The organism is Mycobacterium sp. (assembly GCF_049647605.1).
In the GTDB taxonomy this organism is placed as follows: Bacteria; Actinomycetota; Actinomycetes; order Mycobacteriales; family Mycobacteriaceae; genus Mycobacterium.
Genome location: NZ_JBARXZ010000023.1, coordinates 1 through 11,068 on the forward strand (window position 1 = coordinate 1; position 11,068 = coordinate 11,068).

13 protein-coding genes are annotated in these 11,068 nt (G+C 65.3%); 11 read left to right on the top strand and 2 right to left on the bottom strand.

All coding sequences use genetic code 11. The features are described 5' to 3' along the window. Window positions 1-81: 81 nt before the first annotated feature. From WBB07_RS02990 to WBB07_RS03000, 3 genes are all read left to right on the top strand, one after another. Window positions 82-1,140, top strand: a complete 1,059-nt coding sequence (locus tag WBB07_RS02990; protein ID WP_526304630.1) for an IS630 family transposase — start codon at window positions 82-84, stop codon at window positions 1,138-1,140. A gap of 328 nt (window positions 1,141-1,468) precedes the next feature. Continuing rightward, complete coding sequence (locus WBB07_RS02995; RefSeq protein WP_526304632.1) at window positions 1,469-2,032, top strand: LysE/ArgO family amino acid transporter; 564 nt, start codon at window positions 1,469-1,471, stop codon at window positions 2,030-2,032. Window positions 2,033-2,146: 114 nt separating this feature from the next. Continuing rightward, window positions 2,147-2,722: a TetR/AcrR family transcriptional regulator gene (locus WBB07_RS03000; protein ID WP_526304608.1), complete on the top strand. Its 576-nt coding sequence runs from the start codon at window positions 2,147-2,149 to the stop codon at window positions 2,720-2,722. A 13-nt stretch (window positions 2,723-2,735) separates the two neighbouring features. Here the strand turns inward: WBB07_RS03000 and WBB07_RS03005 are convergent, their stop codons facing one another. Both WBB07_RS03005 and WBB07_RS03010 read right to left on the bottom strand, forming a co-directional pair. Beyond that, window positions 2,736-3,044 carry a hypothetical protein gene (locus tag WBB07_RS03005; RefSeq protein WP_526304610.1) on the bottom strand — a complete coding sequence of 103 codons (309 nt, stop codon included), beginning with the start codon at window positions 3,042-3,044 and terminating at the stop codon, window positions 2,736-2,738. A gap of 15 nt (window positions 3,045-3,059) precedes the next feature. Continuing rightward, the gene (locus WBB07_RS03010) at window positions 3,060-3,446 is read right to left on the bottom strand and encodes a hemophore-related protein (protein ID WP_526304612.1); all 387 of its coding nucleotides are present in this window, start codon (window positions 3,444-3,446) and stop codon (window positions 3,060-3,062) included. 1,026 nt (window positions 3,447-4,472) lie between these two features. Here WBB07_RS03010 and WBB07_RS03015 point away from each other — a divergent pair. The 8 genes from WBB07_RS03015 to WBB07_RS03050 all read left to right on the top strand — a co-directional run bounded on the left by WBB07_RS03015 (window position 4,473) and on the right by WBB07_RS03050 (window position 11,055). After that, window positions 4,473-5,270, top strand: a complete 798-nt coding sequence (locus tag WBB07_RS03015; protein ID WP_526304614.1) for an SDR family oxidoreductase — start codon at window positions 4,473-4,475, stop codon at window positions 5,268-5,270. 39 nt (window positions 5,271-5,309) lie between these two features. Next, entirely contained in the window at window positions 5,310-6,011 is a 702-nt protein-coding gene (locus tag WBB07_RS03020; RefSeq protein ID WP_526304616.1) for a queuosine precursor transporter, read from the top strand. 86 nt (window positions 6,012-6,097) lie between these two features. After that, complete coding sequence (locus WBB07_RS03025; protein WP_526304618.1) at window positions 6,098-6,757, top strand: 5-oxoprolinase subunit B family protein; 660 nt, start codon at window positions 6,098-6,100, stop codon at window positions 6,755-6,757. 11 nt (window positions 6,758-6,768) lie between these two features. Further along, on the top strand, window positions 6,769-7,650 hold the full coding sequence (locus WBB07_RS03030; protein ID WP_526304620.1) for a 5-oxoprolinase/urea amidolyase family protein: 882 nt from the start codon (window positions 6,769-6,771) through the stop codon (window positions 7,648-7,650). Window positions 7,651-7,677: 27 nt separating this feature from the next. Further along, on the top strand, window positions 7,678-8,226 hold the full coding sequence (locus WBB07_RS03035; protein WP_526304622.1) for a GNAT family N-acetyltransferase: 549 nt from the start codon (window positions 7,678-7,680) through the stop codon (window positions 8,224-8,226). Between the two features lie 43 nt (window positions 8,227-8,269). Further along, the gene (locus tag WBB07_RS03040) at window positions 8,270-9,046 is read left to right on the top strand and encodes a class I SAM-dependent methyltransferase (RefSeq protein ID WP_526304624.1); all 777 of its coding nucleotides are present in this window, start codon (window positions 8,270-8,272) and stop codon (window positions 9,044-9,046) included. A gap of 198 nt (window positions 9,047-9,244) precedes the next feature. Further along, window positions 9,245-10,378 (top strand): uroporphyrinogen-III synthase, encoded by a 1,134-nt coding sequence (locus tag WBB07_RS03045; protein ID WP_526304626.1) that lies wholly within the window; start codon window positions 9,245-9,247, stop codon window positions 10,376-10,378. After that, the gene (locus WBB07_RS03050) at window positions 10,375-11,055 is read left to right on the top strand and encodes a sirohydrochlorin chelatase (RefSeq protein ID WP_526304628.1); all 681 of its coding nucleotides are present in this window, start codon (window positions 10,375-10,377) and stop codon (window positions 11,053-11,055) included. Before WBB07_RS03045 ends, WBB07_RS03050 begins: the two co-directional genes overlap by 4 nt. The last annotated feature ends 13 nt before the right edge of the window (window positions 11,056-11,068 follow it).

The following is an 11,068-nucleotide window of genomic DNA, read 5'->3' on the forward strand; positions in this document are numbered from 1 at the left end:
CTAGTGGTGTGTCACGCAAATAGCTAACTGCATGTTCGGTATTCTTCGTGGGTGAGCGCATCACCAGCAGCGGCCCTGTCGATGACGGCGGCCGAGCGTGAGACTTTGGAGACGCTGGAGCGGTCGCGGACGGCGCCGCATCAGCAGGTGCTCCGCGCGAGAGTGTTGTTAATGGCTGCCGATGGTCTGGCAAATACCCGGATTGCCGAGGACGTCGGGGTGACGCCGGTGACGGTGCGGGCTTGGCGTCAGCGTTTCACCGAAGATGGACTGGCCGGTCTGGAGAAGATCCGTGAAGGCCGGGGTCGCAAACCGTCGATCCCCGAGGAGACGGTCGCCGAGATTGTGCGATTGACCACGACCACGACGCCGCCCGGCGCCACGCATTGGTCATGTCGCACGATGGCCGCCAAGGTGGGTGTTAGTTCGGCTACGGTGCAAAGGATTTGGTCGGACCTGGGGCTGAAACCGCATCGAGTCGAGACGTTCAAGGTCTCGACCGATCCGGCGTTCGACGACAAACTCATCGACGTCGTGGGTCTGTACTTCAATCCGCCGGAGAAGGCGATCGTCTTGTGTATGGACGAGAAATCCCAGATCCAGGCCTTGGATCGCACCCAGGCGTCGTTACCGATGGTGGCCGGCCGGGCGGGCACGATGACTCATGACTACAAACGCAACGGCACCACGACGCTGTTCGCCGCCCTGGACGTCCTCACCGGCACGGTGATCGGCCAATGCTTGCCCCGGCATCGCCATGAGGAGTTCATCAAGTTCCTCAACACCATCGACCGCGAGGTACCCAAGGGGCTACAGGTCCATCTGATCTTGGACAACTACAGTACCCACAAGCACGCTGACGTCGCGCGATGGCTGCTGCGGCACAAGCGCTTTCATCTGCACTTCACGCCAACCTCGTCGTCGTGGCTCAACCAGGTCGAACGCTGGTTCCGAGACTTGACGGAAAAAAATCTGCGCCGCGGAATCTTCGCCAGCGTGCCCGATCTGATCGCCAGCATCGAGGCATACCTCAACGCCCACAACGCCGATCCCAAGCCCTACGTCTGGACGGCCACAGCCGAATCCATCCTCGCCAAAGTTCAACGCGCACGCACAAAACTCCAACAAGTAGTCAGCTAAAAATGAGACGGACCACTAGCAGTCGATCCCGAGGACCAGTTCAGCGTCAGACCGGCAGGATCGCACGCCGGCGCGCGGCGTGGGAAACGCAAGAGTGGGAAGGCTTTTCAGCCGGCACGTGGACCTTTGGGCCGCGGCCGGCACACCCCAGCGTTTGCCTGCCTCGGAGGTAAGCCGTTCGACGTCATCGACAACCGCAGACCGCCGCCTACTTAAGCATTCCTAATGCACCCGAAGGATCATTAGCTGTACTGGCCCGCACTGACTCCTTAGCGTTGCCCGGGTGAGTACCAGCGCGCTTGTCGTAGGCACCGGCTTCCTGACCACCATGGCCCTGATCGCGGCGATCGGTGCGCAGAACGCATTCGTGTTGCGCCAGGGCATCCGGGGCGAACATGTCTGGGCCGTGGTCGCGCTGTGCACCGTCTCCGACATGGCACTGATCTCCGCCGGCATCGCCGGCTTCGGAGCCGCGGTCTCCACCTACCCGGGCGTCGTCACCGTGGCGACGCTGGGCGGGGCGGCGTTTCTCGTCAGCTACGGCCTGCTGGCGGCACGTCGGGCGGTGAACCCCAGCGCCCTCACCCCGGCCGATTCGGCGCCGGCCCGGTTGGCTGGTGTCCTGGCCACGTGCCTGGCATTGACGTTTCTCAACCCACACGTCTATCTCGACACAGTCATCCTGATCGGCGCCCTGGCCAACGATCACGCCGACAACCGGTGGCTGTTCGGCGTCGGGGCAGTAACCGCCAGCGCCGTCTGGTTCACCACGCTCGGATACGGGGCACGCCGCCTTGCCGGGTTCTTCGCCACCCCGACGAACTGGAGAATCCTGGACGGCGTCATCGCCATCACCATGATCTCCTTGGGTGCCCTGTTGGCCTGGCCGTGACAGCACCCAGCAGCATCACAGCCGGGCCGACCGGGGGCGCCCCCGACAACACCGAAGCCCTCAGGCAACGGGCGTCGCCATAACGCGACTTACCCGGACCGGCACAATGGCTGGATGGATCCTGCCCTCGGCCTTCGCGAAAGAAAGAAGATCAAGACACGTCAAGCGATTCGTCGGGAGGCTCTCCGACTCATCCAGGCACAGGGCTACGCCAACACGACAGTGGAGCAGATCGCCGACGCCGCAGACCTGTCGACCAGCACTTTCTTCCGGTACTTCCCGTCCAAGGAATCGGTTCTGCTGAGCGCCGAGCTGATCGAACAGACCATCGATACGTTCATCGCCGCGCCCGCCGATCTGGGGCCGATCCCGGCCTATCGATTCGCCGTCCAACAGACGTTCACCGAGATGTCCACATCTGATCGGGAAGCCAATTTCACTGCTACGCGCCTCATGCACTCCATCCCCGAAGCGCGCGGACTGCTCTACGCCGAGTACATGCGCTGTATCGATCTGATCGCCGATGCCTTGAAGGTCCGGCTGGCCGAACCCGGCGACGATTTCGAACGCCGCATGATCGCCGGGACCATCGTCGGGATACACATGGCAACCTCCGATGGAACGCCGGTTCCCGTTGGCCCGCTGACACGGGGACTGACGTTCCTGGAGACTGCCCTACCGATGCGTTGAAACCGACCGCCGCTCAGTCGAGGTAGGAGCCGCCCGGCCGATCGCGGCTGGCATTCAGCCCTCCGGAACCTGGCTCACCGACGCGCAAGGTCGGGTCGAACATCAAGGACATCCCACCGTCCGAGCAATACCAGTCGTACTCACACGGATACGGATAGACGGGCATCGGGGTGATTGCCTCTGGCCCCAAACCCGACTCAGAACAGACCGTCATATCCGCGGCGGAGGTACACATGGCCCCGGCCGGACTCGCGCCGACCACCCCGAGAGCTGACACCGGCAATATCAGCGCGGCGACCAACGACAGCTTCCCGATGTACATCGCAGTTCCTTCCCACTAGCCGCAACGATTGCGGAAATCCACCATGGGCTGGCGAATGCCCTGCAGCTCGGCTTTGACCTGCGGGTTGCCATCCACGTACTCCTGCACCCGGACCTTCATCTCGTCACGCGGAAGCCCCTTCAATCCGGTGAAGAAATTGTTCACATCCGGGTGGGTGAACAGATACGCCGACGTAGCGGCCGTGACGCCGGTCGAGACGCCGGCCAAGTCCGCGGCCGTGCAGTTGGGCGGCGGAGGTGGCGGTGGCAGCTCCGGCGCCGGCACAGGCGGCGGCGGCGGCGGAACAGGCTCCGCCGCGGCGATCGCCGCAGAGCCGAGCAACATCGCCCCGGCACCAACCATGACAGCGAGCACACGACGCCCGCCAGTCCACTGTGACATGTCCATTCCTCTCGATTGTGTTCTGCAACAGGATTATTGGTGCCAGTTCAATTCCGTCCGGGCCGGTTGGGACGATTGGGACGATCCGGACGATCGGGACGGTTCGGACGATCAGGGCGATCGAAGTCCAGCGCGACACCGAACCCGTAGTCATCGTCACACAGATAGTTCAGCTCGCAGGGGTACGGCGAATAAGGACCGTAGTTGTTCGGAGGCTGCGAGCTTCCGCCCCGAACGTCGCCCTGTGAACACAGCGTCACCCCTGACGAATAGGTGCAGTCAGCCGAGGCCGGCGTTGCGGCGACGACAAGACTGAAGGCAACCGCCGGAATGACCGTCACGGCTACACGTGAGATTGTCATGATCTGCACGGCACATACTTCCTCTCCGCATGTGCCGGTCGGGACCGCCTCCTCGCGATGCCAGACCCCAACCAGTCGCACGCCGCTCAGTTGGGCGAACAACTGTCCGCGTCAGCTGACGATAATCCGTGCCGCAATTTACGCACACACAATCGAAGAAATAGACCCCAGTTGATAGAGTGCCCGGATTGCATTCAATGAGCGGGTTGAATTCGAGGATAATAAGCATATTCGGGCCTATCTGGTTCGACCTGCGAAATTCTACAATGACCAATGTCGGGCCGGAGTCCCCACCGGACCACAAATCCGACCAAGCACCAGCAAGAACCGCCTCCAACTGCAAAAATGCAGATCTACGCCCACGTCGACCGACATAGACGCCCACTGCAACAAAGCATTCCCCGGCTCCTGATCACGAAGCGATTCGAAACGATCCCGGTCCGCACCACAGATTCCTACTTTCACGGATTGGCAATCATCGCGGGGCCAGATGATATCGCCCGAAAAGCTGGACATGCGCACCGAAAAGAAATCGAAAACCAGCACAGGAAACCGTCGACGCCAACCTCGACAGCCTCATAGCGGCGGGCTGCCGCAGCAGTGGTAGCGACAGCCACCCCCATCGGAGGCGTGATCCGGCCACCGGGGGCTGCAGAATGGATTGATGGCGCACTCGAGAGCTGTCTTCATCACCGGCGCAGCTGCCGGCATCGGCCGCGCGACAGCACTGTTGTTCGCCGCCCGGGGGTACACCGTCGGCGCCTACGATATCGACGAGACCGGACTTGCGAGCCTGGCCGAGGAAATCCAGGCCGGCCACGGAACCGTCCACACCGGCCACCTCGACGTCACAAACACCGATGAAATGGCCTTGCGGGTAAGGGAGTTCGCCGAAGCTGCCGGCGGTCGACTCGATGTCCTGATCAACAACGCCGGGATCCTGCTGGCCGGACAATTCGAAGAGCTCGACGTTCATGCCCAGCTCAAGGAAATCGACATCAACACCAAAGGTGTGGTCATCGGCCTCCACGCCGCGTTTCCGTACCTGCGCGCCACAGCAGGGGCGACGGTGGTGAACCTGGCCTCTGCCTCTGCCATCTACGGCCAAGCCGAACTGGCGACCTACAGCGCCACCAAGTTCTTCATTCGCGGCCTCACCGAGGCTCTCGACATCGAGTGGAGCGCCCACGACATCCGGGTGATCTCGATGTGGCCGTTGTACGTACAGACCGCGATGACCCACGATGTCAGCACCGGAACCACCCAAACACTCGGCATCAAACTCACCGCGCAGGACGTCGCCGACGCCATCTTCGCAGCGGTGAGCGGATCGCGGCAGGGGCGTGCACTCCATCAGGTTCACTTTCCCGTCGGGGTCCAGACCAGGGTGATGGCAGTCGGATCACGCTTCTCCCCCGCCTGGCTGACCCGAGCGATCAACAAACGCCTGGCCAAGCGCTGAGCGGCGCGAGATCCCAGTTGCGTCTGTTTGGATGTGCGGGTGAAAAACGACAGCTTGAACAGCATTGACCACTCTGGGCGGCCCACCGGGTACGCGACGGTGGGCTCCTCCTATTACCCGATCTTTGTCGCCGTGTTCACCGGCCTGGTCCTGATCTCCAATTTCACGGCCACCAAAGGAGTGGCGTTCGGGCCGTTGCTGACCGACGGCGGCTTCATCGTCTTCCCGCTGACCTACGTCATCGGCGACGTGCTGTCAGAGGTCTACGGACTCAAAGCAGCCCGCCGGGCGATCTTCATCGGCTTCACCATGCAGGCCCTGGCCGTGGCCGCACTCTGGACCACCGTCCAATTACCCCAAGCCGACGGTTACGAGAACCAGGCCGCGCTGGAGACCATGGTCGGCTCGATCACCGGGCTGGCCGTCGCCGGACTGGCCGGCTTCCTGATCGGGCAGCTGGTCAACGCGTACCTCGTCGTTCGAATCAAGCAGCGCACCAAGGAAAATCACCTCTGGGCGCGACTGCTGGGCTCCACCGTCGTCGGTCAGTTCGCCGACACCCTGGTGTTCTGCGCCGTCGCCGCGCCGATCATCGGATTCGGCAACGCGCCGGAATTCGCCACCTACGCAGCGCTGGGGTGGATCTACAAATGTGTCGTGGAAGCTGCCCTGCTGCCCATCACCTATCGCGTCATCGCCGCCGTCAAGCAACGTGAGCCCAGCTACCAGCCGATGGTTTAGACCGAGCTCTGAGCATCCATTAAGGCACCTCTGGCGAGCTTCTAAAGCTTGCGGCACGCTTTTGTACCGGAGAGTAACTTCGTGTCATGAGCGCCACCATGGATGCCCGAGTCGCCACCGTCCGTGAGCACTCCCTTCGCGACTACGGAGACCGGGCGCTGCTGATCGAGTGCGCCGGCACCGAAGAAGTGCTGGCGTGGACCACGACGTTGGCCGATGCCCACCTACCGGGCGTCCTGGACATCGTGCCCGCATCGCGGACGGTACTGATCACCCTGGCCAGGCCGGCGTTCCAAGCGCCGACCCGGCAACGATTGCGCACCCTGTCAATCAAGGGCCAGGACGTCAGCGCACCCGGCGACGCCACGCCAGACGTCGTGATCGACGTGACCTACGACGGCGCCGACCTCACAGAGGTGGGCAAGCTCACCGGACTCGACGCCACCGGAGTGATCGCCGCACACACCGGCACACTCTGGCGCGTCGGATTCGGTGGCTTCGCCCCCGGCTTCGCCTATCTGGTCGGCGGCGACCCACGCCTGCAGGTTCCGAGGCGCGCAGAGCCGCGCACCAAGGTTCCCGCCGGAGCCGTCGGCCTGGCCGGCGAGTTCAGCGGGGTGTACCCGCGGGAATCCCCCGGCGGGTGGCAACTGATCGGCCACACCACCGCCGTGTTGTGGGATATCGACCGACCCCAACCCGCACTGCTGACACCCGGCATGTGGGTTCGATTCCGGGCCATCTGAGGAGCGCTGCGATGACAACCCCCACCCTCGAGGTGCTGCGCACCGGACCGCTTGCGCTGATCCAGGACCTGGGCCGGGCCGGCATGGCCCACCTGGGTGTCGGACGTTCGGGTGCAGCCGACCGCCGGGCCCACACCCTTGCCAATCGGCTGCTGGCCAACCCCGACGACCGGGCCACCGTCGAAGTCACCTTCGGCGGCTTTGCGGCACGGGTCCGGGGCGGCGACGTCGACATCGCGGTCACCGGCGCCGACACCGAACCGACGGCTGACGGAGTTCCCTTCGGCACCAACAGCATTGCGCACGTACGCGAGGGCCAGCTGATCGAACTGCACGCTCCGGTCGCTGGGATGCGCAGCTACCTGGCGGTGCGTGGCGGTCTCGACGTCACCCCGGTGCTGGGCTCCCGCAGCTATGACGTGATGTCGGCCATCGGCCCGCAACCGCTGCACGCCGGTGACCGGCTGCCCGTCGGCGAGCACACCGACGCCTACCCCGAACTGGATCAGGCGCCGGTGGCTCCCATCGCGGGGCAGCTGCTGGAGCTACGTGTGACACCAGGGCCACGCGACGACTGGTTCGCCGACGCCGATGCCCTGGTCCACACCATCTGGATCGCCTCCGAACACAGCGATCGGGTGGGGATGCGGCTCAACGGCACCCCGATGCGACACCGCTGGCCGGACCGGCAGCTGCCATCTGAAGGCGCCACCCGGGGAGCCATCCAGGTGCCGCCGAGCGGACTACCCGTCATCCTCGGCCCCGACCATCCCGTCACCGGCGGCTACCCGGTGGCAGGTGTGGTCATCGACGCCGATATCGACAAGGTCGCCCAGATCCGGCCCGGCCAACCCATCCGACTGCACTGGTCGCGCCCCCGTATCACTGCCTGACGGTCGAGAAACTGGTAGACCGGGGTGGTGCACACCCAGGTTCACACCGCCCGCCTGGTCCATACCTCCGACCTCGACACCGAGACTCGTGACGGTGCCCGCGCCATGGTGATCGACGCATTCCCCGACGGCGAGTTCACCGACGTCGACTGGGAACACGCGCTCGGCGGCATGCACGCCCTGATCCAGCATCACGGTGCGTTGCTCGCCCATGCCGCCGTCGTACAGCGTCAACTGATCTATCAGGGCCAGGCATTGCGCTGCGGGTACGTCGAGGCCGTCGCGGTCCGCGAGGATCACCGCGGTCAGGGTTTGGCAACCGCATTGCTGGATGCCGTCGAGCAGGTGATCCGCGGGGCCCACCAGATCGGCGCCCTGTCGGCATCCGAGTTGGGCAAACCTCTCTACGAGCGACGCGGCTGGCTGCCCTGGCGCGGCCCGACCCGCGTGCTGACACCGGACGGGTTGGCCCGCACCCCCGAGGACGACGGCTCCGTCTACGTGTTGCCCGTCGCCCGCACCCTGGACACCTCGGCCGAGCTGACCTGCGACTGGCGCGACGGAGACGTCTGGTAATCGGCGTCGGCCGGCTACCCCGCACAGGCGTAGGTTGGACGTCATGAGCGCAGAAGAGGAATTCCGTCCCAGCGCAGACACTTTCGACAAGCTCTACCGCGGCGAGCCGGCGTTCGACGGCGCACCCGCACCCACCGCGATTCCCTGGGATGTCCGGCGGGCCCAGCCACGGCTGATGGAACTCGAAGCGCTCGGCGCCATCAGCGGCGAAGTCCTCGACATCGGCTGCGGGCTCGGCGACAACGCCATCTTCCTCGCGTCCCGCGGCTACTCGGTGACCGCGCTCGACGGTTCCCCCGCGGCGATCGAGCAGGCCCGGGAACGAGCCGCGGCAGCCGGGGCCACCGTCACTTTCGGCGTCGCGGACGCCACGAACCTCACCGGCTATGACGGGCGCTTCGACACCGTCATCGACAGCGCGCTGCTGCACTGTCTGGACGACGCCGGCCGCCACGCGTACGCCGCGGGCATTCATCGCGCCACCCGGGCCGGCGCCCGCTGGTTCCTGTACACCTTCTCCGATGACAACGTCAACGGCATCATCGCCCCGATGGACGCGGTGGGCGAGGCCGCCTTACGTGATGTGTTGACCCGCCACGGCTGGCACGTCGACTTCACCGGACCGACCACCTACCTGGGCGATCCAGCCGGGTTCACCGGACCAGAAGAATTGCCGCCGACAATGCTGGACCAATTGCCGCCCGGGCACCTCGACCGCCTGGCCCGGATGCGCGACCGCTTCGCGGCGATCACGCCGTGGCTCGACGGTCATCAGGTCCATCTGCCGTTTGTGGTGGTGCACGCCACCCGTGTGGACTGAACCTCACAGCACGTCGACACCGGGAGTGAGGGCAATTTCACGCCCGAGTCATCGGCCGGTGCGCAGGAGCAACAATGTGTTCCTACCGTGAGCTCATGCTCCCCGTCAGCCCTGCGGAACGGGACCACCGACAGGTGCGACATGCATCCGCAATCACTCGGTAACGTCGTGGAAACAATCGCTGAATACACAGGTCGCATGAGTGAGGTCGATTGGGCACCGCTCACCGGTTACCGGGTCGCGGTGACATCCGCGCGGCGGTCCGAGGAACTGTGCACCCTGCTGCGCCGCCGGGGCGCCACGGTCACCAGCGCGGCTGCCATCGCGATGGTGCCGCTGCCCGATGACGAGGAACTGCACCGCTACACCGACGAGCTCATCACAACGCCTCCGGACATCGTGGTCGCCACCACCGGGATCGGTTTCCGCGGCTGGGTGGCCGCCGCCGACGGTTGGGGTGTGGCCAACAACTTGATCTCCGCGCTGTCTGAGGCTCGCATCGTTTCCCGCGGGCCGAAGGCCACCGGCGCACTGCGCGCCGCCGGACTACCCGAAGAATGGTCGCCGGACTCCGAAAGCTCCCGAGAGGTGCTGCGCTACCTGCTGGAGAAGAGCATCGGCGGGCAACGGATCGCCGTCCAACTCCACGGCGCCACCGACGACTGGGACCCGTTCCCGGAATTCCTCGACGAGCTACGCAACGCGGGCGCCCACGTCGTCCCGATTCGCGTCTACCGCTGGCGGCCAGTGCCCACCGGCGGCGCATTCGATCAGCTGGTGACGGGTATCGCCGAGCAACAGTTCGACGCCGTGAGCTTCACCTCCGCACCCGCGGTCGCCGCCACCTTGATGCGGGCCGGCCAACTCGGCCTGGAGGATCAGGTGATCGACGCCCTGCGCACAAACGTGCACGCGATGTGCGTCGGACCGGTGACGGCACGCCCGCTGGTACGGCTGGGGGTACCGACCTCGGCACCGGAGCGAATGCGGTTGGGAGCATTGGCCCGCCACATCACCGACGAGCTGCCGGTGCTGCAGTCACGAGTGCTGACCGCCGCCGGCCACCTCGTCGAGATCCGGGGCACCTGCGTGCTGGTCGACGGCATGGTCAAATCGCTGGCCCCCGCGGCGATGGCCACCATGCGGACACTGGCGCTGCGGCCGGGCACCGTGGTGTCGCGACAGGATCTGTTGACCGCGCTCCCCGGATCCGGCAGCGACACCCACGCCGTGGAGACCGCCGTACTGCGCCTGCGCACCGCGTTGGGCGACAAGAAGATCGTGTCCACCGTCGTCAAGCGCGGCTACCGGTTGGCGGTGGACGAACTGTGAAACCCGTACTGGTGGCGCATGGCACCCGCAAAGCCGCCGGCGTGCAGATGATCGGCGAACTCGCCGACCGCGTCGGAACATCGCTGGGCCAGCCGGTGCGGGTGGCATTTGTCGACGTGCTCGGGCCGACACCCGCCGAGGTGCTGATGTCGCTGGACGGGCCGGCCGTCGTGGTGCCGGCGTTCCTGTCGTCGGGCTATCACGTGCGCAAGGACATCCCCCAACACGTGGCCGCCAGTGGGCATTCCGATGTCATCGTCACACCCGCGCTTGGTCCGTGCCCGCAGATCGTGCAAGTGGTCACCGATCGGTTGATCCAATCGGATTGGCGGCCCGGCGATTCCGTCGTGTTGGCCGCGGCGGGTACCTCCGACCGCCACGCACAACGGGACCTGCGGGTGACGGCCACCCTGCTCTCGGCGGCCATCGGCAGCCGAGTCGAGCTGGCCTACGCAGCCACCGATGAGCCCCGGGTCGCTGAAGCGGTCGCCATGGTGCGGGCCCGTGGCGCTAGCCGGGTGGTTGTAGCGTCATACCTGTTGGCGGACGGACTTTTTCAGGACCGGCTCAAGTCATCGAGCGCCGACTCGGTGACCGAACCCCTGGGCTTGCACCCCGGCACGGTACGCCTCATCGTCAGCCGGTTCCGCCGGGCCCGGGTCGCTGTCGCGGCCTGACCACTATTCATTC

Bases quoted from the DNA above. Each gene is read 5' to 3' on its own strand.
- WBB07_RS02990 (WP_526304630.1), top strand. From the start codon at position 82: ATGACGGCGGCCGAGCGTGAGACTTTGGAGACGCTGGAGCGGTCGCGG.
- WBB07_RS02995 (WP_526304632.1), top strand. From the start codon at position 1,469: ATGGCCCTGATCGCGGCGATCGGTGCGCAGAACGCATTCGTGTTGCGC.
- WBB07_RS03000 (WP_526304608.1), top strand. From the start codon at position 2,147: ATGGATCCTGCCCTCGGCCTTCGCGAAAGAAAGAAGATCAAGACACGT.
- WBB07_RS03005 (WP_526304610.1), bottom strand. From the start codon at position 3,044: ATGTACATCGGGAAGCTGTCGTTGGTCGCCGCGCTGATATTGCCGGTG.
- WBB07_RS03010 (WP_526304612.1), bottom strand. From the start codon at position 3,446: ATGTCACAGTGGACTGGCGGGCGTCGTGTGCTCGCTGTCATGGTTGGT.
- WBB07_RS03015 (WP_526304614.1), top strand. From the start codon at position 4,473: ATGGCGCACTCGAGAGCTGTCTTCATCACCGGCGCAGCTGCCGGCATC.
- WBB07_RS03025 (WP_526304618.1), top strand. From the start codon at position 6,098: ATGAGCGCCACCATGGATGCCCGAGTCGCCACCGTCCGTGAGCACTCC.
- WBB07_RS03030 (WP_526304620.1), top strand. From the start codon at position 6,769: ATGACAACCCCCACCCTCGAGGTGCTGCGCACCGGACCGCTTGCGCTG.
- WBB07_RS03040 (WP_526304624.1), top strand. From the start codon at position 8,270: ATGAGCGCAGAAGAGGAATTCCGTCCCAGCGCAGACACTTTCGACAAG.
- WBB07_RS03045 (WP_526304626.1), top strand. From the start codon at position 9,245: ATGAGTGAGGTCGATTGGGCACCGCTCACCGGTTACCGGGTCGCGGTG.